This window comes from Enterococcus sp., assembly GCF_022711995.1.
Classification (GTDB): domain Bacteria; phylum Bacillota; class Bacilli; order Lactobacillales; family Enterococcaceae; genus Enterococcus_D.
On the sequence record NZ_JALAHI010000143.1, the window covers coordinates 1 to 23,278 of the forward strand.

General features: G+C 44.0%; 20 protein-coding genes and 1 other annotated feature. Of the genes, 15 read left to right on the plus strand and 5 right to left on the minus strand.

The window, feature by feature from the left end; translation table 11 throughout:
* The first annotated feature begins 171 nt into the window (after window positions 1-171).
* Complete coding sequence (gene gshAB / locus Q0A12_RS14270) at window positions 172-2,430, plus strand: bifunctional glutamate--cysteine ligase GshA/glutathione synthetase GshB (protein ID WP_291293295.1); 2,259 nt, start codon at window positions 172-174, stop codon at window positions 2,428-2,430.
* Window positions 2,431-2,655: 225 nt separating this feature from the next.
* Here gshAB and Q0A12_RS14275 read toward each other — a convergent pair whose 3' ends face one another.
* Entirely contained in the window at window positions 2,656-3,099 is a 444-nt protein-coding gene (locus tag Q0A12_RS14275) for a YueI family protein (protein WP_291293296.1), read from the minus strand.
* Window positions 3,100-3,209: 110 nt separating this feature from the next.
* Here Q0A12_RS14275 and Q0A12_RS14280 point away from each other — a divergent pair, with 110 nt between their 5' ends.
* The 3 genes from Q0A12_RS14280 to Q0A12_RS14290 are packed head-to-tail and all read left to right on the plus strand — an operon-like array spanning window position 3,210 to window position 5,067.
* On the plus strand, window positions 3,210-3,779 hold the full coding sequence (locus Q0A12_RS14280; protein ID WP_291293297.1) for a GNAT family N-acetyltransferase: 570 nt from the start codon (window positions 3,210-3,212) through the stop codon (window positions 3,777-3,779).
* A 12-nt stretch (window positions 3,780-3,791) separates the two neighbouring features.
* Window positions 3,792-4,175 carry an iron-sulfur cluster biosynthesis family protein gene (locus Q0A12_RS14285; protein ID WP_291293298.1) on the plus strand — a complete coding sequence of 128 codons (384 nt, stop codon included), beginning with the start codon at window positions 3,792-3,794 and terminating at the stop codon, window positions 4,173-4,175.
* Between the two features lies 1 nt (window position 4,176).
* Complete coding sequence (locus tag Q0A12_RS14290; protein WP_291293299.1) at window positions 4,177-5,067, plus strand: metallophosphoesterase; 891 nt, start codon at window positions 4,177-4,179, stop codon at window positions 5,065-5,067.
* 272 nt (window positions 5,068-5,339) lie between these two features.
* Here Q0A12_RS14290 and Q0A12_RS14295 read toward each other — a convergent pair whose 3' ends face one another.
* From Q0A12_RS14295 to acnA, 3 genes are all read right to left on the minus strand, one after another.
* Window positions 5,340-5,891, minus strand: a complete 552-nt coding sequence (locus tag Q0A12_RS14295; RefSeq protein WP_291293300.1) for a biotin transporter BioY — start codon at window positions 5,889-5,891, stop codon at window positions 5,340-5,342.
* A 231-nt stretch (window positions 5,892-6,122) separates the two neighbouring features.
* Window positions 6,123-7,376: an NADP-dependent isocitrate dehydrogenase gene (icd, locus tag Q0A12_RS14300; RefSeq protein ID WP_291293301.1), complete on the minus strand. Its 1,254-nt coding sequence runs from the start codon at window positions 7,374-7,376 to the stop codon at window positions 6,123-6,125.
* A complete protein-coding gene (acnA, locus tag Q0A12_RS14305) occupies window positions 7,366-10,062 on the minus strand; it encodes an aconitate hydratase AcnA (protein WP_291293302.1) in 2,697 nt (898 codons plus the stop codon). The genes icd and acnA overlap by 11 nt, the downstream gene beginning before the upstream one ends.
* Window positions 10,063-10,251: 189 nt before the next feature.
* Here acnA and Q0A12_RS14310 point away from each other — a divergent pair, with 189 nt between their 5' ends.
* From Q0A12_RS14310 to spx, 3 genes are all read left to right on the plus strand, one after another.
* Window positions 10,252-11,613 (plus strand): citrate/2-methylcitrate synthase, encoded by a 1,362-nt coding sequence (locus Q0A12_RS14310; protein ID WP_291293303.1) that lies wholly within the window; start codon window positions 10,252-10,254, stop codon window positions 11,611-11,613.
* A 278-nt stretch (window positions 11,614-11,891) separates the two neighbouring features.
* On the plus strand, window positions 11,892-12,275 hold the full coding sequence (locus Q0A12_RS14315; protein ID WP_291293304.1) for an Asp23/Gls24 family envelope stress response protein: 384 nt from the start codon (window positions 11,892-11,894) through the stop codon (window positions 12,273-12,275).
* 35 nt (window positions 12,276-12,310) lie between these two features.
* The gene (spx, locus tag Q0A12_RS14320) at window positions 12,311-12,760 is read left to right on the plus strand and encodes a transcriptional regulator Spx (protein ID WP_291293305.1); all 450 of its coding nucleotides are present in this window, start codon (window positions 12,311-12,313) and stop codon (window positions 12,758-12,760) included.
* A 228-nt stretch (window positions 12,761-12,988) separates the two neighbouring features.
* Here spx and rpsD read toward each other — a convergent pair whose 3' ends face one another.
* Window positions 12,989-13,600 carry a 30S ribosomal protein S4 gene (rpsD, locus tag Q0A12_RS14325; RefSeq protein ID WP_291293306.1) on the minus strand — a complete coding sequence of 204 codons (612 nt, stop codon included), beginning with the start codon at window positions 13,598-13,600 and terminating at the stop codon, window positions 12,989-12,991.
* A 370-nt stretch (window positions 13,601-13,970) separates the two neighbouring features.
* Here rpsD and Q0A12_RS14330 point away from each other — a divergent pair, with 370 nt between their 5' ends.
* The 8 genes from Q0A12_RS14330 (at window position 13,971) to mutS (ending at window position 23,266) form a co-directional block, all read left to right on the plus strand.
* A complete protein-coding gene (locus tag Q0A12_RS14330; RefSeq protein ID WP_291293307.1) occupies window positions 13,971-14,768 on the plus strand; it encodes a formate/nitrite transporter family protein in 798 nt (265 codons plus the stop codon).
* Window positions 14,769-14,866: 98 nt separating this feature from the next.
* Window positions 14,867-15,124 (plus strand) — a binding site (T-box leader).
* 48 nt (window positions 15,125-15,172) lie between these two features.
* Window positions 15,173-16,303, plus strand: coding sequence for a 5-methyltetrahydropteroyltriglutamate--homocysteine S-methyltransferase (locus Q0A12_RS14335; RefSeq protein WP_291293308.1), 1,131 nt, complete (start codon window positions 15,173-15,175; stop codon window positions 16,301-16,303).
* Between the two features lie 369 nt (window positions 16,304-16,672).
* The gene (locus tag Q0A12_RS14340; protein ID WP_291293326.1) at window positions 16,673-17,449 is read left to right on the plus strand and encodes a Cof-type HAD-IIB family hydrolase; all 777 of its coding nucleotides are present in this window, start codon (window positions 16,673-16,675) and stop codon (window positions 17,447-17,449) included.
* A 247-nt stretch (window positions 17,450-17,696) separates the two neighbouring features.
* Window positions 17,697-18,119, plus strand: a complete 423-nt coding sequence (gene mgsA, locus Q0A12_RS14345) for a methylglyoxal synthase (RefSeq protein WP_291293309.1) — start codon at window positions 17,697-17,699, stop codon at window positions 18,117-18,119.
* A 29-nt stretch (window positions 18,120-18,148) separates the two neighbouring features.
* A complete protein-coding gene (gene pepT, locus Q0A12_RS14350; RefSeq protein WP_291293327.1) occupies window positions 18,149-19,354 on the plus strand; it encodes a peptidase T in 1,206 nt (401 codons plus the stop codon).
* A gap of 190 nt (window positions 19,355-19,544) precedes the next feature.
* The gene (locus Q0A12_RS14355) at window positions 19,545-20,342 is read left to right on the plus strand and encodes a TIGR00282 family metallophosphoesterase (protein WP_291293310.1); all 798 of its coding nucleotides are present in this window, start codon (window positions 19,545-19,547) and stop codon (window positions 20,340-20,342) included.
* A gap of 4 nt (window positions 20,343-20,346) precedes the next feature.
* Window positions 20,347-20,736 carry a YlbF family regulator gene (locus tag Q0A12_RS14360; protein WP_291293328.1) on the plus strand — a complete coding sequence of 130 codons (390 nt, stop codon included), beginning with the start codon at window positions 20,347-20,349 and terminating at the stop codon, window positions 20,734-20,736.
* Window positions 20,720-23,266 (plus strand): DNA mismatch repair protein MutS, encoded by a 2,547-nt coding sequence (gene mutS / locus Q0A12_RS14365; RefSeq protein WP_291293311.1) that lies wholly within the window; start codon window positions 20,720-20,722, stop codon window positions 23,264-23,266. Before Q0A12_RS14360 ends, mutS begins: the two co-directional genes overlap by 17 nt.
* Window positions 23,267-23,278 lie beyond the last annotated feature (12 nt).

A 23,278-nucleotide genomic window follows, 5' to 3' on the forward strand; every position in this document is an offset into this window, starting at 1 on the left:
ATTATATAGCAAGTATACTTTATTTACAGGTCAAATATCAAATTTATTCAAGTAATTTGTAAAAACTTGGTAATTTTTAAAAAACTAAACATGAGAATTGGACAATTTCATTCTTTTTTGCGGGAAATTTGACTATAATAAGGAAGAATCTAAGACAAAGAGGGCAATGATATGACACTAAGATCACTTTTTATACAAGAAGAACTGCGTCCTTACTTATTCAATGGACGTTACGGAATCGAACGAGAAGCACAGCGTGCACGTTTAGACGGCAGTTTCGCTGGAACAGACCACCCGGAAACGCTAGGAAATCGTAGTTTTCATCCTTATATCCAAACCGACTTTGCTGAAAATCAGTTAGAGTTGATTACGCCAGTTGCGGAGAGTTCAGAAGAATTGTTTCGCTACCTCGCAGCGATCCACGATGTTGCTTACCGTTCGCTGGCCCCGGAGGAAATGCTGTGGCCATTGAGTATGCCGCCTGCATTGCCGGAGAAAGAAGAAGATATCGTCATTGCGAAGCTGGATCGCTTTGAAGATGTCCTTTATCGCCGCTTTTTGGCAAGGACGTATGGTCGTCGGAAGCAGATGGTCAGTGGGATTCACTTCAATTTTGAATTTGGCGATGACTTTTTGCGAAAGCTATTTGCTAAGTCAGAAGAAACCGATTATCGCAGGTTTAAAACCGAACTTTATTTGAAAGTCACCCGTAATTACTTGCATTACCGCTGGTTTTTGACTTATTTCTTCGGTGCGACACCGCAAACAGAAGCCAATTATTTTATGGCAGGTTCTGGGCCGCAAGAACCTGTTCGCAGCATTCGTAACAGTCATTACGGCTATACGAATCATGAGGACGTCAACGTGTCTTATGCTTCTTTGGAGACTTATTTGGCGGATATTGCAGAGTTGGTCGAGACGGGGAAACTCTCGGAAGAAAAGGAATTTTATGCACCGGTTCGTCTTCGGGGCGGACAGAAAGTTGCTGACTTAGCCATGGCAGGGATTCGTTATATTGAATTGCGCAATATCGATATCAATCCTTTTGAAATGTATGGTATTTCCCAAGATCAAGTCGAGTTTTTACATCTTTTCTTGTTGTATTTATCAACAAAAGAGGAAGGCGCTGACGCGGATGCTTGGGTCGAAGAAGGAAATCGCAAAAACAATCAAGTTGCTTTGGAGCATCCACTGGCTCAAACAGTCTATCGAAAAGAGGCGCAAAGCATTGCAAACGAGTTGCTTGCCTTTGCCAAGGAAATCGCTGCGCCAGCGATGCCGCTATTGGATCAACTGCTGCCAATGTTGGAAGATCCTACCAAAACGTTTTCCGGTCGTTTATACCAATTGAGTAGTACTTCAAGTCAAGCGCAAGTGGCAACTGAACTTGGGGTGTCCTACCATCAAAAGGCGTGGGAGAAACCGTATCAATTAGCAGGTTTTACGAATATGGAATTGTCCACACAAATTTTAATGTTTGATGCAATTCAAAAAGGGATCCATGTTGAAGTGCTAGATGAATCCGATCAGTTTTTGAAGTTATCCAGCGATGAGCAAGTGGAATATGTAAAAAACGCCAATATGACTAGCAAGGATCAGTATATCGTTCCATTGATCATGGCGAATAAAACAGTCACAAAAAAGATTTTGGCTGCAAATGGGTTTCGGGTACCGGCAGGCGCGGAATTTGCGACGTTAGAAACCGCACTGGCAGCTTATCCGCAGTTTGCGGATCAAGGCTTTGTCGTCAAACCAAAGACAACGAATTATGGGATTGGGATCTCGATTTTTAAAGATGGCGCTTCTTTTGAGGATTATCAGGCTGCTGTTCGCTTGGCTTTTGCTGAAGATCAGTCGATTTTAGTCGAGGCTTTTCTTGCAGGAACCGAGTATCGCTTCTTTGTGATTGACGGCCGAGTCGAAGCCATTCTGCTGCGTATACCTGCGAACGTTGTCGGAGATGGGCAGCAGACGATCAAAGAATTAGTCGCTGCCAAAAATACAGACCCATTGCGGGGGACCCATCACCGCACGCCGTTGGAGAAGATCCAATTAGGTGAATTGGAGCAGTTGATGTTGAAAGAACAAGGGTTTCATATCGATTCTGTCCCTGCAGAAGGCCAGATCGTTTATTTGCGGGAGAACTCCAATATTAGTACGGGAGGGGACTCCATCGATGTCACGGATCAGTTTAGTGACGATTACAAAAAAGTCGCCGCGGATGCTGTTACCGCATTACAGGCGCGGATTAGCGGCATTGATCTGATTATTCCGGATAAGGAGAAGCCGGCTACTGATGCAGGCGCCTATGGCATTATTGAAGCAAATTTCAATCCCGCCATGCATATGCATATTTACCCTTACCAAGGAAAAAGCCGTCGTTTGACTATGTCCGTTCTCAAACTGCTTTTCCCAGAACGATTCGTCTAATCGATCCTTCAATTAGGAGAGGTTGTGCAGTGGTCAATTTCATGAAATAAGCCGGAATTTCTGATAATTGCTTCTCAAATTTTTGTGAGGGATGGGCTGATTTCTAAAGAAGCTGTTTTTAACTGCTTGTTCAAAAAAAGGAGCTGTGACAAGGCGTTTGTCGCAGCTCCTTTTGCGGATGTATGGGTAACGACTGAATCAGTGGAAATAAGGCGATGGCATATCTTAACGGAAGAATCGTTCCCAGAAAGGCTTCTTCTCTTTACCTGTTTCTTCTGTGGAAGCCGTCTTCGGATACTTCTCCTCAATGTCGATCACCTTTTCGTTGACTGCTTCATTGGCAACGATCAGTAAGCCAATGCTTTCAGGATCCGCCGTTTGGGCATCAGTGACGATCCGAAAATCCAACTGTTGTTTAGTGACTAATGAGATAAAGGTGGTTTGAAGCGATTCAGACAGCTTGCCATTGATCAAAATCAGGGCCCCTTGGTAGTTAGGCAGAACCGACTGTAACGTTTCTTGGTTGTCCTTTTTCTTCATTTCTGCTACCGTCATACTTAGATAGCAACGTTCTCGAAACGTGCCCAAGTATTTTCTTTGTTCATCTGGATTGATACGAGGCGTTCCATACATTCCTGTATCTAGGCGTTTCTCCAATTCATCGGACATTGAAAATCCTCCTAAGCGTTTTCTTGTATTCTATTATAGCACAAAAAAGAAAGCGCCGATCTGAGGTGCTCAGGTATCCGGGGATAATCAGAAAGAAAGCAGGGATAGACATGGAAATCAAAAAGAATCACTTGTTGGTCTTAGCAGAAAACCAGCAAATCGAAACGCCGCGATTATGGTTGCGTCCTGTGACGATGGCCGATGCCGAAGATTTATTTGAGTATGCAAAAGATGAAGAGACGACGGAATTCGTCTTTCCGACACATCGCTCGCTGGCAGACACGAAAGTAGCGATCGCCACCTATTTTCTAGCAGCGCCATTAGGAAAATATGCTATCGAGGAGAAAGGAAACGGCAAAATGATCGGCACCATTGATCTACGGGTCGATCCGATAAAGGAAGTCGCAGAGTTAGGATATACGTTAAATAAGGCATTTTGGGGGCAAGGGATTGTCCCAGAAGCTGCCAGCATGCTTTTGTATTTGGGGTTTGAAGAATTAGAGTTGGTTCGCATCTATGCGCTTCACGATCAGCGGAATCATCGTTCCGGACGTGTAATGGAAAAAATCGGCATGAAAGTGGAAGCACAAATTCCTGCGGCTCGAAAATTTCGGGGGCAAATCGTGGATGAAGTTATGCGGGGAATCACTCGTGAGGAATGGCAAAAACGAATTATGTAAAGGAGAATGGATATGGCAATAACAATTGATATGGCACCAGCAGCAATAGCAAAAATTTCAGAGATCAAACAGGCGCAGGATCGCATCTATCTTGATTTTGAAGATGGTGTGGGGCCTTTTTCCACTACAGCAATCTCGTGTCGCTTAGATATTAGCTTTCGCTTGATTCTTGTACCAGCGGATTATCCGGAAGAAGGCTTGTCGATTTATGACACCAAACTGGAGACAGCCGTTGGAACGGTTTGGTTAAAACAAGGCGCAGCAATGTATTTGGAAGAACAAACCCGTCTGGTAGTAGATCCAGCGTATCAACGGTTACAGCTGACTGCTGATAGTGGTCTGTTGGCATCGAATGTTCAATTATTGCGGATGGACAAACCGGTGGCAGGAAGCTGATATGGGAAAATTAGCCGTTATCAGCGATTTGCATGTGGATATCAACCATTTCAGTGAAACAGAATTGCAGCTGATCGCTGAACTGCTAACAGCCAATCAGGCGACACACCTGCATTTAGCCGGCGATATGGCGAATAAAGTGGCGACAGCCAAGGCGGTTGTTGCTTTTTTTCAAAAACAGCTGCCCACTACTTTTCACTGGGGAAATCATGAGATGGCTGATTTGCCAGCAGACTTAATCGAAACGTATCCGGATCCAGCTTTCTTGAACTTTCAAACCGTCGCTTTATCGGAAAACACTCTCTTGTTAGGTGTCAACGGCTGGTATGATTACGGCTATTCCGACTTGCAAAGCCCAGAAGAAATCCTTCGTCTCAAGCAGCTTTTTTGGTATGATCGGATGATTCAGCGAACCGGGACCGATCCCAAAATCAGTCATCAGATCAATCAACGACTGCGGCAGACATTGCAGGGGCTTCCTTCAGAAAAAGAGATCATCGTCGCGACTCATTTTGTTCCAAAAGCTGCGTTTATCGTCAAGCAAACAGGGAAGTACATTCGTTGGAATCATTTGAACGCATTTCTAGGTTCACCGGAATTTGGCGCAGTCATTGATGAGATGGACAATGTGCGTCAAGTGGTCTTTGGCCATACCCATCGCCGGTTTGAAGATCAAGTGATTGGGCAGACGATTTATAGCTGTCGACCTTTGGGCTATTACTATGAATGGCAGTTGACACGGCGATTTGTTCTGGAAAATCAGTTGGCAGAAAATTTTCAGCCAACAAAGCTGCGAGGGCTTTTACGCGCAAATCAGGCCGCCTTTGATCAGTATAAAGCCGCCCATCTAAAAGACGAACTCCAACAAGCCATCACATGGATCAACTATTGAAGTCCCTATACACTAATGAAAAGTAGAGCGGGATTGTGACATAAGTCATCATCCAACAAGTGAAACCGAATCATATTTTATTGCGATAGATTCCTCTGACTTTTGCGACGAGGAGCAATAATAGTTACTGTTCGGATAACTTGTAGGAGTCTTATGCCACAGTCCCGCTCTAAGTACATATCAACGGCGAGAGCAGAAGCAACTAGAAATAAGTCGACATACACAAAAATTTACAAAATAATTTCCCTGGCTTCTTGCTTCTTTCTCGGGGGTTACTCCGACTGTTCTGGCCTCTTTGTTTGTATCTGCATTTTTTTCCTTAAAAAAATGCCTAAATAAGCTGCTGCAACGGCTTTGATTACACCAGGCAGAAGAAAGAGCAGGAAACCGCCATTGATTGCCCCAACCCAAGCCATTCCGGTACTCCATTTTAACCAAAGGGTGCCAAAAACCAAAGTCGCTAGTGCCCCGGCGATATTTGCTAAGATGCCTCTCACATAGCTTGTACTGTCTTTTTCCAAGAGTTTCCCTGTTAAGAGTCCATTAAAAATAAAGCCGATCAGATAGCCGCCGGTTGGACCAAATAAGATACCGATGCCGCTTGTTCCTCCAGCAAAAACCGGTAATCCAATCAGTCCCAGTAGTAAGTAAATAATGATCGACACAGTTCCTGTCCGCAAGCCTAGAAAAGTGACTACCAGACCAATAGCGAAGGTTTGTCCTGTTAAGGGAATCAGCCCTAATGGAATCGTTAATTGGGATAACCCGGCGATGATAATGGCAAAAAAAGCGGCATAGATTTGTTCTCGCAATGTTAGTCTCATAAAATCCTTCTTTCGTTAACAGATAATCCAACGGTTGGTTAACGAAAGTATAAATCTTGGTTAACGAAAAGTAAAGAGGAAATCAAGAATTTTTTCTCAAGGCGTGCAATAGTGTACCCGCCAATAATAGATTGAGTGGGATTAAAAAAGCCCTCAAACTCTGGACTGATTGGTCCTCAACAAAACAAGCCCTCGCTGCGTTGTCCAAAGTCAACGCAACGAGAGCCGTGATTATTGGCTGATCAATGTGACGAGGTAATCCCCAAAGGCTTTGGTAGTCAAGCAATGCGCGTCAGTCATCACTGCTGCAAAGTCAGCCGTTACTTTCTTTTCCTTGATTGCTGTTTCGATAGCTGTCGTGATAAGTTCAGCTGCTTCATCCCACTGGATATATTCCAATAACATACAAGCAGACAGCAGCATCGAGCAGGGATTGGCTTTCCCTGTACCAACGATGTCAGGAGCCGTGCCATGAGTTGCTTCAAAAATCGCGGCACCACTTGTGTAATTGATATTTGCTCCAGGAGCGATGCCAATGCCGCCGACTTGAGCAGCTAATGCATCTGAGAGGTAATCCCCATTGAGATTGCAAGTAGCAATTACGGAAAATTTCTCTGGGTACAAAAGGATCTGCTGCAAGAAATTATCTGCGATCACATCATTGATGATGACTTTTCCTGCTTGCTGGGCAGTCGTAAGCGCTGCTTGAGCTGCCTCGCTTCCTTTTTCAGACTTGATGGCTGCCCATTGGTTCATAGTGAAACATTGATCGGCGTAAGTTGTTTCGGCTAATTGATAGCCCCACTTTTTGAAGCCGCCTTCGGTAAATTTCATGATATTGCCCTTATGAACAAGGGTCACCGAAGGCAACTGGTGAGCAATTGCGTAATCGATCGCACTGCTGATCAATCGTCGACTGCCTTCTTCTGAAATTGGTTTGATCCCAATGGCACTGCTTTCTGGAAAGCGAATGTTTTTGACATGGAACTGGGTTTGCAACAACGCAATGAGTTGTTGCGTTGTAGGATCATTTTTTTCAAATTCGATTCCTGCATAAACATCTTCGGTATTCTCGCGAAAGATCACCATATTCGTTTTTTCCGGATGTTTTAAAGGAGAAGGAACTCCGGCAAAATAGCGAACAGGACGAACGCAAGCATAGAGATCTAATGTTTGGCGTAAGGTAACATTCAGTGAGCGAAACCCTTCGCCAATAGGAGTAGTCAGCGGCCCTTTTAGTGCGAGCTTTGCCTCTTGAATGGCTGTCAATGTAGCTGATGGCAGCCATTCGCCAGTGTGTTTAAAGGCTTTTTCACCAGCGAAGACTTCTTGCCAGTGAATCTTTCTTTGCGACCCATAGGCTTGCTTTAAGGCCGCATCAATGACCGGCTGTGCCGCTTCCCAAATTTCTGGACCGATACCGTCACCTGGGATGTAAGGAATCGTGATTACTGAAGGACTAGCGACGAGCGTCTTAGATTGCATGATTTGTTCCTCCTGCTATTTTTTTACGAATGACCATCGGTAAGATTCCTTGATGTTTCCAGTAGCGGATATCCGCTGGTGCATCGAAGCGCAACCGAGTTGGAAAAGTGATCGTTGTTCCATCTGTGCGTTGTGCCGTTACATCAATCTGCTGATTGACCTGCGGCTCTTCAGGCAGTTGGATAGAGAAGGACTCGGAGCCGTCAAGACCTAGGGAAGCGGCGGTTTGGCCAGCAAGGTATTCTAAAGGAATCACACCCATCATCACCAGATTACTGCGATGGATTCGTTCAAAACTTTCTGCCAAGACTACTTTGACCCCTAGAAGCTGAGTGCCTTTAGCTGCCCAATCCCGGGAAGAGCCCATGCCATAATCCTTACCGGCCAAAATAATACAGGACTGTCCATTCTCTTGATAATTCATGGCCGCATCATAGATCGACATCGTTTCTCCTGTAGGGAAATAATGGGTGATCCCACCGCTGCTTCCAGGAACCAGCTGATTCTGCAGGCGAATGTTACCAAAGGTTCCCCGCATCATAATGTGGTGGTTGCCTCGTCGCGAACCAAAGGAATTGAACTCGCGGTAAGGGACCGTTTTACTTTGCAGAAACTTGCCAGCAGGGGAATCTAAGCCGATACTGCCAGCAGGTGAAATATGATCTGTCGTTACAGAATCGCCTAATTTAGCCAACACTTTCAAATGTGACAAACTTGTTTGTCTAGGCAATTCTTTGGTTAAGGCATCAAAATAGGGTGGGTGGGCAATGTAGGTTGACGTATCATCCCAAGCATAGCAATCGCTGATTGTTGTGTCGATGCGGTTCCAGCGTTCATTGGCATCAAATAGATGGGCATAGGCGGCACGAAACGCTTCTGGTCCCACATAAGCTTGAATGTACTCATTGACTTCTTCGTTACTTGGCCAGATATCCGCTAAGAAGATTTCTTGTCCTGCCACAACACCTAGTGGTTCCTTCGTCAAATCTTTCCGGATGGTTCCAGCGATGGCATAGGCGACGACCAGTGGAGGAGAAGCTAAATAATTGGCTTTGATCTGTGGATGGATCCGTCCTTCAAAGTTGCGGTTTCCAGATAAAACAGAGGCAACCAGTAAATTTTCATTCTCGATCGCTTCTGCTACAGGGGCTTCTAGCGGCCCAGAGTTGCCGATACAAGTCGTACACCCATATCCAACTAAATAGAAGCCTAATTGTTCCAGATAAGGCAATAAGCCGCTGGCAGTTAAATAGCTAGTCACGATCTGGGAACCTGGAGCTAACGATGTCTTGACTGATTTTACTACAGTCAGTCCTTTTTCGACTGCTTTTTTTGCGAGCAATCCCGCAGAAAGCATCACGAAAGGATTGCTGGTATTCGTACAGCTAGTGATCGCTGCTAGCACAATGTCTCCTGTCTGCAATGTTTCGGCAGGCTCGTTTGGCCAATTGACTTGGCTGTTTTTTTGCCATTCCTCCTCCGAAAGCCCAAAGCCTTTTGGTCCATTGTCTGCCGTGAGGGAACGATCGAAATCACTGCCAACTTCCGGTAGCAAGATACGGTCCTGTGGGCGCTTTGGTCCAGCTAACGCTGGCTGTATTTCGGCTAAATCGATAGTGACCGTTTTGGTGTAGTCTGGAATCTCTGTCGCATCATAAAAGAGATGATTGGCTTTTGTATAAGCAGCCACCTTATCGATCAGTTCCGAGGAGCGTCCGGTGGTTGCCAAATAGTTGAGGGTCTCTTCATCAATGGGGCAAAAACCGCAAGTGGCGCCATATTCCGGTGCCATATTGGCAAGAGTCGCACGGTCAGCTAAACTTAACCGTTGATAACCGGTTCCAAAATATTCAACGAACTTTCCAACCACTTGTTCCTTTCGCAAGACTTCCGTAACAGTCAGTGCTAAATCCGTTGCTGTCGTACCAGCAGGCATTTCATTCACAAAACAAACCCCGATAACTTCTGGAGTTGGGAAAAATGAGGGCTCCCCCAAAATCGCTGCTTCGGCTTCAATACCTCCTACCCCCCAGCCCAATACGCCCAACCCATTGATCATCGTCGTATGGGAATCTGTTCCTTGCAATGTATCTGGAAACAGAAAGGACTCACCAGCGATGGTCTTTTCTAAGATCACATCTGATAGTGATTCAATATTTACTTGGTGGATGATGCCAGTCTCTGGCGGTACGACTTCAAAGTTGTCAAAAGAGCTTTGGGCCCACTTCAGAAATTGGTATCGTTCTTGGTTTCGTTCAAATTCACGTGCGGTATTGAAAGCCACTGCTTCAGGAGATCCTGCACAATCGACTTGCACCGAATGATCGACAACTAGGGTCACGGGAATCTCCGGATTGATCGTATCCGCAGCGCCGCCTAAAGCAACGATGGCATCTCGCATCGCAGCTAAATCAACGACTGCCGGAACACCGGTGAAATCTTGTAAAACGACACGCTCAGGTTTAAAAGGGACAACGCCAGCTGGCTGAATAGGGTTCCAATTGGCCAAGTGAGCCAAATAAGCCGTAGTAATTTCTTCGTCTTGGTGCCGGGCGACACTTTCGAGTAAAACACGAATCGAATAAGGCAATTTTTTTAAATCAGCGTCAAAATCAGCGGCGACCTTTGCTAAATCCATAAAAGTATAGCGTTGCTCATCCATGTACAGAGTTGTGTGCCAATTCATGTGCATCCTCCTTAAATATCAATATTGAACTATTAGGAATAATTATACGATTATAAAAAGAAAAATCAATTAAAATTATGAAAAACATTTCATTTTAAAAACATCGTGCTATAATGTTAAAAAGTTTTTATTTAAAAATAAACCAATCGTTTAACAATGATAGCTAGAATGTTAGGAGGTAACACGGCTGTGGAAAGATTAGAAAAAGAAAAGAAAATTGCGCAACTTTCATCACTGTGTCAGGAGCATAATCAAATCGATGTGAATCTTTATTCAGAATATGATGTCAAACGCGGATTGAGAGATTTGGATGGGAAAGGGGTCTTAGCTGGCTTGACGACCATCTCTACTATTTATCCAGAGAAAATCGTTGCAGGAAAGCCCGTGGATGCCTGTGGTGAACTGCGTTATCGTGGCATTGATATCAACCAGCTGGTTGCAGGATTTGTTGAAGAAAATCGGTTTGGTTTTGAGGAAATTGCATATTTATTACTTTTTGGTGAATTGCCCACTTCAACTGAATTGCGAAGCTTTCGTCAGCTTTTGGCGGACAAACGGACACTTCCGACGAATTTTGTTCGTGACGTGATCATGAAAGCACCCTCTGCAGACATTATGAATAGTTTGTCTCGCAGCATTCTAACATTAGCCAGTTACGATCCCCAAGCAGATGATGTCCGTATCGAGAATGTCTTGGAACAAAGCTTGATGCTGATCAGTGTTTTTCCATTACTGGCCATCTATGCTTACCATGCTTATAACCATTACAATCAAGGGGAAAGCATGTATATCCATCGCCCTTCAGAAGAGTTAAGTACGGCGGAAACGATCTTGACCATGCTGCGCCCCGATAAAGACTATAGTTTTCAAGAAGCCCAGACGTTGGATATGGCACTAGTCTTACATATGGAACATGGGGGAGGCAATAATTCGACCTTTACGACTCGCGTGGTGACCTCTAGTGGTACGGATACCTATTCGACGATTGCTGCAGCATTAGGTTCATTAAAAGGACCGAAACACGGCGGAGCAAACATCAAAGTAACGGAAATGATGACAGACTTGAAGCAACAAGTGGCGGATTCAACAGATGAAACAGCGATCCGCCGCTATCTGGAAGCAATTTTGGCGAAAGAAGCCTTTGACCATAAGGGATTGATCTATGGCATGGGGCATGCAGTCTATAGTGTCAATGATCCCCGAGCAGCAATCTTTAAAAACTATGTTGCGAAACTTGCGCAGGAGAAAGGAGCCGCTGCTTGGCAGGAATATCAGCTGTATACAACGGTTGAGCGGATCGCTCCGGAAGTCATTGCGCAAAAACGTAAAATATACAAAGGCGTCAGCGCGAATATCGATTTTTTCAGTGGCTTTGTTTACAAAATGTTGGACTTGCCAGAGGAACTTTACACACCGATGTTTGCGATTGCCCGCATCGTCGGCTGGTCTGCGCATCGCATCGAAGAATTAGTCAATGCTCAGAAAATCATGCGGCCAGCTTATAAAGAAGTGTCTTCTGACCGTGAATATAAAGGATTGGATCAGCGCTAGTCTTTAACAGCGGTATTCCTCCATCTCTAGGAAGCGATTGCAGATAATTTCTGGGATCGCTTTTTCTGTTAAAAAAAACAACACTTTTTATTGATTTGCAATAATTTATCCAGTAACAAGTGTTTTTCTTTGTAAAAAAAACAAAAAAATTCTATGCTAATAGAGGAGGGTATTTATACTCGTCGTCTCAGATACTAGTAAAGGGCTGTTGGTTTTGGTTGATCTTTTATTAGAAAAACGTCCTTTTTTAGAAATGTTGGCAGAAGGAGTGTGAAAAGATGGAAAATGAACAAGCAAGCACAGCAGATGCTCTGACATTTGAGGAGAAAGTCTTGCAGACGATCGTGGGCGTGGCTTTGACATCGATCGATGGGTTGATCAGTGCAGATGGAAAATTTCTTTCAGGCATGACGGATGATTTGGCACAACAGAATCACGTCACATCGGGGATCGAAGTCGAAGTTGGCAAAGAACAAGTAGCGATTGATTTAGAGGTGGTTGTTGCTTATGGGAAGGATATTCCGCAGTTGTTTGCCCAGATCCAAGAAGTGGTTTTGCAAGAAGTTGGTCGATTGACTGCGTTGGAAATCAAAGAAATCAACATTCGTATCGTGGATGTCGTCAAACAAGACACGATCGAAAAAATCAAAGATAATCAATAAGAATCCGAAGAAAAATTAGAAAGGAAGAATGATCAATGATTTCACTATACACAACACCTAGTTGTACATCTTGTCGTAAAGCGCGGATGTGGTTGACCGAAAATGAACTACCATTCAAAGAAAGAAACATTTTTAGCGATCCATTGAATAGTGATGAACTACTGGAAATTCTTTCTTTGACGAAAAACGGAACCGAAGATATTATCTCAACCCGCTCAAAGGTGTATCAAAAATTAGACATCGATTTGGACGAGCTGAAATTAGAAGAATTATTGTCGTTGATCGAACAATACCCTAACTTGTTGAAACGTCCAATCATCGTTGATGGTGATAAGTTGCAAGTTGGCTACAATGAAGATGATATTCGCAAATTTGTTCCCCGTAACATTCGGAAAATCATCTTTAAAAAACGCCAGAAAGACTTGCTGCTATTTAATTACCACCAAAAAAAATCATCTGGGGAGTCTGTCGTTAATATCATTTGATTTGTCCCTTTGATTCATTACAAACTGTGTGGTATTTCATTTGGAAAACCAGCACAGTTTTTTGATTGCTAAAAAAAGGTGCCCACAGGGGTCAGCCTCAAAATAAGAAGGAATTTTGGGAAATTACCTTTCTGTTTTTGTAGAACGGTCGGTTCCTGAATAAAGCGCCGAATCGATTAGACAAAAAAAGCTGTGACAAGACTTTTGCCACAGCTTCGATAAAACATCTTATAGTTTTTGGTTGTAGAATTCAACGACTAGTGCTTCGTCAACTTCTGCAGTTAATTCATCACGTTCTGGTAAACGAGTCAATGAACCTTCTAATTTTTCAGCATCAAAACTTACAAATGCAGTACGACCAGTTGTTGCTTCGATTGCATCTTTGATTGTTGAGATGTTTTGTGATTTTTCACGAACGCTGATCACTTGACCAACTTCAACGTGGTAAGAAGGGATATCTACACGTTTGCCATCTACTAAAATATGGCCATGGTTTACTAATTGACGTGCTTGACGACGAGTAGTTGCAAGACCTAAACGGTAAACGACATTATCCAAACGTTGTTCTAGCAAGATCATGAAGTTAACACCGTGTTTACCTTCTTTGATTTTGCTTGCTTTGATAAACAATGTACGGAATTGACGTTCGTTCATGCCATACATATGACGAAGTTTTTGTTTTTCAGTCAATTGCATACCGTATTCTGATTTTTTGCCACGGCTGTTTGGTCCGTGTTGTCCTGGAGCGTAAGGGCGACGTGCCAATTCTTTACCAGTTTCTGAAAGAGAAATTCCTAAACGACGAGAAATTTTCCATGATGGTCCTGTATAACGAGACATAATTTAGTTCCTCCAATAAATATAGTTTGGAGTAAAATAATCCGTTGAAAAATTCACATCCGTGCAGTTCGTTCTTCAATCTTCACCTTTGCAGCCGCGGTTACGCAATTGAACCTTGTAGGCAACGAACTGGTGACGAGCTGTTATTTCCCTGCTGCATTATTTTACACAATGACCATTGTACGATAAAATGGTCTCAAAAGTCAAGGTAAGATTGCATCAATTTATTCTGAAAAATAAATGAATGTTTTCATAAAATGTTACGTTTTTTCAGAAAATGCTTTACAAATAGTTGGTTGGTTATTAAAATATGAAGGTGTTTTGCAATTTATCCTATGCATAATTATCATACCTTAAAAGGAGCAGAAAAATGAACCCAGTATCCCCATTATTTGAGAAAATTGATTCTTCCATTGAAAAGAAAGTTGATTTGATCAAAAGCAGTTATTTGCGTTATGCTGTACGGGCCATGATGGCATGTCTTTTCTTGACGCTAGGAACAGCGATTGCTTTTGCAATTGCTATGAAAGGCGAGGACATTGTACACGGGCTAGGAAAAATGTTGTATGCATTTATGTTTAGTTGGTCGCTTGTCATGATCTTGTATATGAATGCGGAATTAGGTACATCGAATATGTTGTATATGACTGTTGGCGTTTATCGCAAACGTTTGAGTGTTCCTTTGGCTTTGAAGATTTTGTTCACTTGTGTGCTTTTTAATTTGATCGGCGGCGTCATTTTTGGCTCAATCATTTCCTTAACGGGACCTTTCCAAGGGTTGCCTGCGGATAATTTTTTGCTGACTTCGATTACGGCAAAGCTGGATAAATCAACTGTGCAAATCCTTGTTGAAGCAATGTTTGCAAATATTGTGGTGAACACAGCGGTTTTAGTAAGTATGCGGATGAAAGATGATGCAGGGAAAGTCGCTGCGATCATTTTCATTATCTTTATTTTTGCCTTCTTAGGCTATGAACACGTCATCGCCAACTTCCCGGCATTTACTTTGGCATTCTGGGCATCTGGCGGACACTTAGCCGGAATGACAGTGGGCAGCGTGATTCACAACCTGGTCTTTGCTTTTATTGGCAACTACATTGGCGGCGGCTTGGTCATGGGTCTTGGCTATGCTTGGCTCAATCAATCGAAATCAACCTATGTGGATTAAGATACGTGGATTAAGAGAAGCAGCAATGCTTCTTTTTTTTTTGTAAAAGATGATTGACAGCGAAAAATCATTCTGCTATTCTTGTTAAAAATCAATAAGTAAACACGTAGAAAAAGAAAGTAAGATTCTGTGGAATTTCTAACAGAGAGCCCCGGCAGCTGAAAAAGGGTGAAAGAAAGCGAATCTGAAAATGACTTTTGAGTGGGTGCTTCGAGAACGCAGGTTTTAGAAGTGCACGGATGTCCCCGTTAAAAAGATCCCAATATCACGCACAAGCGTCGCATTGGAGTAGAGGCACTCTTCGTAAGAGGGGGGCAAACTAAGGTGGTACCATGTAAGTTTATTACATCCTTAAGAGATGATCTCTTAAGGATTTTTTTTTTATCTAAAAAGGAGGAGAAACCATGTGCCAAGCTATCAATCATTATGAAATCGTAGGAAGTTTTTTGCGCCCGGAGAAGTTGAAGCAAGCAAGGGAGGACTTTGCTGCTGGGAAGATCACACAAGCTGAACTGAAAGAAGTCGAGGATCAAACAATCAGTGAGTTAGTCGCCAAGCAAAAGGAAGTTGGTTTGAAGTTTATCAGTGATGGTGAATTTCGTCGTAGTTATTGGCATTTGGATTTTTTCTGGGGCTTTCAAGGAGTAGAGCATGTTCTAATGGATCAAGGATACTTGTTTCATGGGGAAGAAACCCGAGCAGACTCGGCGCGATTAAATGGAAAAATTGCCTTCAATCCTGAACATCCCGTGTTTGATGAATACCGGTTTGTTGCGGCTCAGGCAGATGGGGTCCCCGTTCGCCAAAGTATTCCCGCACCTGCCCAATTGTTTGTCGAACTTGTTCGAGACAGTAATGAAGAAAAAGTGAACGCTATTTATCCAGATCGAGAAGCGTTGTTTGCTGATATTGGGCAAGCCTATCGGGAAACGATTTTAGCCTTGTACGCGCTTGGCTGCCGCCATCTAAAATTGGATGACTGTACGTGGGGAATGCTGGTGGACAAAAATTACTGGCAGTCAAGGACCAATGATGCATATGACCCACAAAAATTACAAGAATTGTATCTTGAATTGAATAACAGTGCACTGGTGGATCTGCCTGAAGATCTGCACGTGACCACCCATGTTTGCCGTGGCAATTACCATTCGACTTGGGCGTCATCGGGAGGCTATGAGCCAGTTGCGGATTCACTATTGGGGCATGAGGATGTGGAAGCCTTTTTCTTGGAGTTTGACGATGAGCGTTCCGGTGATTTCCAGCCATTGCGGTTTCTACCGGAAGAAAAGAAAATTGTTCTTGGTCTGGTAACAAGTAAAGATGGCGCCTTAGAAGCGAAAGACACCTTGATTGATCGCATCAAAGAAGCCAGTCAATACGTTCCATTAGAACGGTTGAGTTTAAGCCCCCAATGCGGATTTGCTTCAACGGAGGAAGGCAATATTTTGACGGAAGAAGACCAATGGAAAAAACTGCAGTTGATCATTGAAGTGGCAGATGAAGTTTGGGGAACAAAAACAGGAATTCCTCAATAAGAGAAAAAAACAGAACAGAGTGTCTGCTGCTCGAATCGTCCTTCAGTAGTTTTCCTTTCACATGGGCAGGAAGGCTGTGATTCAAGAGATCAACAAATGTGTGCCAAAAAAGCAGGGACAGAAGATTTCGGCAGCAATAAAGCCCAAAACACGCATTCATTGGACCCAATCCCCATAGAAAACTTGGCCGCAAAAAAAACAAAAACAACTTTTATTTAATAGAAGCAATTTTTTTCGGGGCAGTGGCACTTATTGAAATAGCTAACTTTTTATGTTAAGAATAGGGTATGCTTTTTGGAGTAAACCTGCTCCAAAAGTAAAAATTCTTGTTATTTCTTAATAGAAAGAGAGTCTTAGTTTTTTATGGATATGAATCGGAAATTCTTTGCTTTTGATATTGATGGCACGTTACTGGATTCGAACAAGCAACCTTTGGAAAGTACGATTGAAGCATTGGCGCTGTTAAGAAATGCCGGACATTTCGTGACAGTTGCTACAGGCCGCAGTCGTTTTCTCGCAAAAGACATCATCCGCTCCCTCGCTTTTGATAATTACATTTTATGCAATGGTGCGGCTGCATTTTTGGCACACCAGCAAGTGTACAAAAAGCTATTGGATGAAGAACAGCTAAAAGCATTCGTTGCTGAAGCAAACGGCTTGGGAATCGATACAGCTTTTGTGGGAATGGATACGGCAAAACGGGCGTCTTCCTTGAATATTCGTATCATGGATGAAGCGATGCGTTCATTTGGGGCACAGGTGCCTGAATTGGATATCGACTTCCCAGAAGAAAAAGAAGTCTATCAAGCATTGGCTTTTTACGGGGAAAATTACGAAGGTTACTTTGACGATCGCTACAGCAAATTACGTTTTGTCCGTTGGCATGAAAATAGTGTCGATGTCGTGCCGAAAGACGGATCAAAAGCAGCGACGATCCTTTCAGTAGCACAACAGCTTGGTATTTCCCGAGAGAATGTGGTTTGCTTTGGTGATGGCGAAAATGACCGTGAAATGCTGCAAGCAGCCGGCGTTGGTGTAGCAATGGGCAATGCGGCTCCCGAGATCCAAGCAGTTGCAGACAAAGTCACTACCAGCAATGATGACGATGGTATCTGGCAAGCGTTGAAAGAACTAGATTTGATATAACTAAACGGTGTCCTAAGAAACAAACAATCCTGAATGTTTTTGCAATCGACACATCAGAAAGCCCAATCACAGACTAAAAGCGATTCATTAGCAAGCCTGTTTCCGCTTGTTGTACTGCTTATACGATTAACCTGTGCCTTTCTGCCTGAAAATCTGCAAATCCTTCAGAGATCCTGTCTTGTTCTTACGGACACGGTTTCTTTTTTTTTAAAAGAATTGGTACAATAGACAAAAAGGAGGAATGCAGATGAAAATAGCATTGATCGCTCATGACCGTAAAAAAGAATTGATGGTAAAGCTGGTTACTGCTTATCGAGAAATCTTAGCACAGCATCAACTCTACGCCACAGGAACGACAGGAACACGGATTCAAGAAGCCACCGGATTACCAGTCCATCGCTATAAGTCAGGTCCTTTAGGTGGGGATCAACAGATTGGTGCAATGATTTCTGAAGACGATCTGGATATGGTGATTTTCTTACGAGATCCTTTGGCAGCGCAACCACACGAACCAGACGTGACGGCGTTGATCCGTTTGTCCGATGTATATGAGATTCCATTGGCCACAAATATCGGCACAGCGGAAATATTGCTCCGAGGATTAGATGCAGGATTTGTCGATTTCCGCCAAATCATTCATGAAATGGACCACCGCCCCATATCTTTTTAAAGGAAGTGACAGAAGTGAAGGACAAACCGATGATCGACGATTTTTTGCGCTATGCCAAAATCAATACCCGCTCCGATGCGCGGAGCAAGACGATTCCGACGACTGCTGGTCAAGTCGAGTTGGCGCTGTTACTGGGGGATCAACTGCAAGGGATGGGGCTTAGCGATGTGTTGTACCATGAAAAAAATGGCTTTGTGATTGGGCGTTTGGCAGGAGATCCGAATAAAACGGCAGTGGGCTTTATTGCCCATGTGGATACTGCTGATTTTGCGGCGGAAAACATTCAACCCCAGATCCATGAAAATTATGATGGCAACGATATCTGCCTAAATGAGGCATTAGGGATCATGATGACAGTGGCTGAGTTTCCGAATCTCAAAGACTACATAGGTGAGACATTGATCACCACAGATGGAACGACGCTCCTGGGGGCCGACGACAAAGCTGGTATCGCCGAAATCATCGATGCATTGCGGATACTACAAACCATTGATCCACAAGAGCGGGGAGATGTCTGGGTCGCTTTTGGCCCGGATGAAGAAATTGGTCAAGGGGCGGACTTATTCGATCCAGCCGATTTTCCAGTGGCATTTGCCTATACGATGGACAGTGGCCGTGTGGGACATCTGGAATATGAGACCTTTAATGCTGCTCGGATCGATATCCAAATCAATGGAACGAGCGTGCACCCGGGGACTGCTTATGGGCGTTTGGTCAATGCATTAAAAATCGCCAACCAGATCGATGCCGCTTTGCCGCCAGAAGAAGTTCCAGAAAAAACAAAAGAGTACCAAGGGTTTTATTTGCTTCATAATCTTACGGGGCATATCGGGTACGCAGAACTCTCCTATATCATTCGGGATCACGATCAAACACTTTTCCAAAAGCGCAAAGAAAAGATGGTGCAGATCATTGAAGCGCTAAACGAACGCTATGGGGAGCGAATCACCTATCAGCTGTATGATCAATACTACAATATGGGGGATCGAATCAAAGAAAACCCGCAAAGTGTCCACATCGCTCGCCAAGCGATGGCAGACTTAGGGATCACCCCCATCGAAGCACCGTTTCGTGGGGGCACCGATGGCTCAAAAATCACCTACAAAGGGATCCTCACGCCGAATTTGTTTACCGGCGGCGAGAATTTCCATGGGCAATACGAATTTATTACTGTTGAGGCGATGGAAAAAGCCCGGGACTTAATCGTAGCGATCGTCAAGCAAGTCGCTAGCTAATGAGGACTCTTCAAACGACCGCTGTTGTTTGGAGAGTTTTTTTCGGAATGGGGTCTAAAGGGAGCGAAGGCAAGGGCGATAAGCAAAACGCCGGCTGATCCAAGGAAGAGGGCGAGAGGGAATAGCTCTTTTTTTTCTCGTGGAAAACACTTATAATAAAGAAAGATGTTAAAAGAGAAGAGGAAAAAGTGTGCGGGTATTATTTATTGGAGATGTGGTTGGTTCGTTAGGGAGAAATATGTTAACGGAATACGTACCAAAGTTGAAGAAAGCCTACCGTCCGCAAGTGACGATCGCAAATGGCGAGAACGCGGCTGCGGGTCGGGGAATTACGGGGAAAATCTATAAGAAATTTCTTCAAGATGGTGTCGATGTCATCACATTAGGAAACCATACGTGGGACAACCGAGATATTTTTGAATTTATCGGTGAGGCCAAGAAAATGATTCGGCCGGCGAATTTTCCAGAAGGGACGCCCGGTACAGGAATGGTTTTTGTGAAAGTTAATGCCATCGAACTAGCAGTCATCAATATGCAAGCTCGTTCCTTCATGGTCGACATCGATGATCCTTTTCGTAAAATGGACGAGTTAGTGGCTATCGCTCGCAAACGGACCCCATTTATTTTTGTTGACTTTCATGGGGAAACAACTAGCGAAAAACAAGCCATGGGCTGGTACCTGGATGGAAGGGTCTCCGCCGTTGTCGGTACCCATACCCATGTCCAAACCAATGATGCGCGAATTTTGCCTCAAGGAACGGCGTATTTGTCAGATGTCGGGATGACCGGTCCTTATGATGGGATTTTAGGGATGAAGCGAGAACCAATCATTGAAAAATTCCTGACAGCATTGCCGCAACGCTTTGAAGTGATTGAGAACGGCCGGGGAATTTTATCCGCTTGTCTGATCGAGATTGATGAGCAGACGGGTAAAGCCAAATCGATTCGTCCAATCCAGATCAGTGAAGATCGGCCTTTTACAGAATAGGAGAATCATGGATCCATTAGAAAAAGAAACCGCAGTTGCACAAGAATTGGCTGAACTGCAGCAGCTGCTGGCACAACACCCAGTGGTGCAGGAATTCCATACGATCCAGCAGCGGGCACAAAACAATCCGAAGCTGCAGGCGTTAGAAGAAGCCATCAAGCAAACGCAAAAAGAAATCGTTCAGTATGAACATTATGATAAACCGGAAGCCAAAAAGGATGCGTTGCGACGAGTGGCGGAGTTGACGCAAGAATACGATCAGCACCCATTAGTGGTCGCCTACCGAGAGGTACTGCAGGAAGCAGATGAACTGCTGCACTACGTCACAACAGAAATCCAAAAGCAAGTGAATAAAGCCATCGAGGAGGAAGAAGCACATGCCTCAGAAAACTAAAAACACTCCCATGATGGAACAATATTTAAGCATCAAGGCACAATACCAAGATGCTTTTTTGTTCTACCGTCTGGGAGATTTCTATGAATTGTTCAATGAAGATGCGATCAAAGCTGCGCAAATCTTAGAACTAACCTTAACAAGCCGCAACAAGAATGCGGAAGATCCGATCCCAATGTGTGGGGTCCCTTACCATGCCGCCAGTAATTATATTGACACATTGATTGAGCAAGGCTATAAAGTCGCCATCTGTGAACAAGTCGAAGACCCTAAAACCACCAAAGGGATGGTCAAACGAGAAGTTGTCCAATTGATCACCCCGGGGACTGTCATGGATAGCAAAGGGCTGTCTGCTAAAGACAACAACTTCTTGACGGCTGTGATGCAAACAGACCAAGGCTACAGTTTTGCCTATGTAGACTTGAGTACCGGAGAATTGAAAACAGCAATTTTGGAAGACGAAGATGCGGTCTTAAATGAAGCTGCCGCCTTGCAAACAAAAGAAGTCGTTTTATGCAGCGATATTCCTGATTCCTTGCAAGAACTGTTAACGACTCGTTTAAGTGTAGTTTTTTCAAAACAAGAGACCTATGAAGAAAATGCCGAATTCCGCTTCTTGACCAGCGGATTGCCGGAAGCGGAAAAAACGGTCACGGGTAAATTGTTGAGTTACTTAGCGATCACGCAAAAACGCAGCTTGGCGCATATTCAACAAGCGGTGGAATACCAGCCGGATCATTCCTTGAAAATGGATTATTACTCGAAATTCAATCTTGAGCTGAGTCGTTCGATCCGAACCGGCAAGAAACAAGGCACCCTGCTATGGCTCTTGGATGAAACCAAAACAGCGATGGGGGCTCGTTTGCTGAAACAATGGTTGGACCGTCCATTGATTCAGCCAAAGAAAATCGTAGCACGACAAGAAATGGTCCAATCCTTGCTGGACAGCTTTTTTGAACGGGCTGACTTACAAGAAGCACTGACCAAAGTGTATGACATGGAGCGTTTAGTCGGCCGAGTCGCCTTTGGAAATGTCAATGGTCGGGATCTCTTGCAGCTGAAATCTTCTTTGCAGCAAGTTCCTTTGATTGCACAACTGATCCAAGGCATCAACCGGGGAGAATGGAATGAGTTGCTGCTGGAATTGGAACCGCTGGATGACTTAGTGGCTCTGATCGATAGCGCCATCGATGAAGATGCCCCGTTGCAGATCACAGAAGGAAATGTCATCAAAGACGGTTTTCATGAGCAGCTAGACAAGTATCGGGAAGCGATGCGCAACGGCAAGCAGTGGCTTGCGGAGCTGGAAGCCAAGGAGCGCCAAGAAACGGGGATCAAGACTTTGAAAGTTGGCTTCAATCGCGTTTTTGGGTATTACATTGAAATCACCAAAGCAAATCTGGCCGGGCTTGAAGAAGGCCGATATGAACGGAAACAGACCTTAGCGAATGCCGAGCGCTTTATCTCCCCTGAACTAAAGAAACTGGAAACAGTGATTTTAGAAGCCGAAGAAAAATCGGTGGATCTGGAATACCAGCTGTTTTTGGAAGTTCGGGAAGAAGTCAAAAAAAGTATCCTGCGTCTACAAAAACTAGCTAAAGCTATCAGCGCCGTCGATGTGCTGCAAAGCTTTGCGACAATTGCGGAACGCTATCAATATGTACGGCCAATTTTGAAAAAAGAACGCTCCTTGAATATCATTGACGGCCGTCATCCGGTTGTGGAAAAAGTGCTGGGACACCAAGAATATATACCTAATAGCATCGTGATGCATGAAGATACCGATATTTTATTGATCACCGGACCAAATATGTCAGGTAAGAGTACCTATATGCGGCAATTGGCACTGTTAGTGATCATGGCCCAAATCGGTTGTTTTGTTCCGGCACAATCAGCAGAAATGCCGATTTTTGACCGTATCTTTACCCGGATCGGTGCCAGTGATGATTTGATTGCAGGACAAAGTACCTTCATGGTGGAAATGATGGAAGCCAACCAAGCGTTGCGGCATGCGACACCAAACAGTTTGATTTTGTTTGATGAGTTAGGTCGGGGAACCGCCACTTATGATGGGATGGCACTTGCCCAAGCCATCATCGAATATATCCACAAAGAAGTCAAAGCAAAGACGCTGTTTTCAACTCACTATCACGAACTGACGGTGTTGGACGAAGAATTACAACGATTGCGAAACATTCATGTAGGAGCCGTTGAAAAAGATGGCGAAGTGGTCTTCTTGCATAAAATGATGGATGGTCCGGCAGACAAGAGCTACGGGATCCATGTAGCCAAAATTGCAGGGCTGCCGAGCCAATTGTTACAGCGAGCAGCAACGATCTTGAAAGCTCTGGAGGAACATGAACCAACAATCGAAAAGCCTGTGGTAGAAGAAACACAGCAGCTTTCATTGTTTAGCGAGGTATCCACCGAAGAAGTCGGAGTCATCGATCAGCTGAAAAAACTGAATCTCTTAGAAATGACCCCAATGGATGCGTTGAATAAGCTTTATGAATTGCAAAAACGAATCTAGAAAGAAGGAAAA

Coding starts and splice junctions, on each gene's coding strand:
- gshAB (WP_291293295.1), top strand. CDS start 172: ATGACACTAAGATCACTTTTTATACAAGAAGAACTGCGTCCTTACTTA.
- Q0A12_RS14275 (WP_291293296.1), bottom strand. CDS start 3,099: ATGTCCGATGAATTGGAGAAACGCCTAGATACAGGAATGTATGGAACG.
- Q0A12_RS14280 (WP_291293297.1), top strand. CDS start 3,210: ATGGAAATCAAAAAGAATCACTTGTTGGTCTTAGCAGAAAACCAGCAA.
- Q0A12_RS14285 (WP_291293298.1), top strand. CDS start 3,792: ATGGCAATAACAATTGATATGGCACCAGCAGCAATAGCAAAAATTTCA.
- Q0A12_RS14290 (WP_291293299.1), top strand. CDS start 4,177: ATGGGAAAATTAGCCGTTATCAGCGATTTGCATGTGGATATCAACCAT.
- Q0A12_RS14295 (WP_291293300.1), bottom strand. CDS start 5,891: ATGAGACTAACATTGCGAGAACAAATCTATGCCGCTTTTTTTGCCATT.
- icd (WP_291293301.1), bottom strand. CDS start 7,376: ATGCAATCTAAGACGCTCGTCGCTAGTCCTTCAGTAATCACGATTCCT.
- acnA (WP_291293302.1), bottom strand. CDS start 10,062: ATGAATTGGCACACAACTCTGTACATGGATGAGCAACGCTATACTTTT.
- Q0A12_RS14315 (WP_291293304.1), top strand. CDS start 11,892: ATGGAAAATGAACAAGCAAGCACAGCAGATGCTCTGACATTTGAGGAG.
- spx (WP_291293305.1), top strand. CDS start 12,311: ATGATTTCACTATACACAACACCTAGTTGTACATCTTGTCGTAAAGCG.
- rpsD (WP_291293306.1), bottom strand. CDS start 13,600: ATGTCTCGTTATACAGGACCATCATGGAAAATTTCTCGTCGTTTAGGA.
- Q0A12_RS14330 (WP_291293307.1), top strand. CDS start 13,971: ATGAACCCAGTATCCCCATTATTTGAGAAAATTGATTCTTCCATTGAA.
- Q0A12_RS14335 (WP_291293308.1), top strand. CDS start 15,173: ATGTGCCAAGCTATCAATCATTATGAAATCGTAGGAAGTTTTTTGCGC.
- Q0A12_RS14340 (WP_291293326.1), top strand. CDS start 16,673: ATGAATCGGAAATTCTTTGCTTTTGATATTGATGGCACGTTACTGGAT.
- mgsA (WP_291293309.1), top strand. CDS start 17,697: ATGAAAATAGCATTGATCGCTCATGACCGTAAAAAAGAATTGATGGTA.
- pepT (WP_291293327.1), top strand. CDS start 18,149: ATGATCGACGATTTTTTGCGCTATGCCAAAATCAATACCCGCTCCGAT.
- mutS (WP_291293311.1), top strand. CDS start 20,720: ATGCCTCAGAAAACTAAAAACACTCCCATGATGGAACAATATTTAAGC.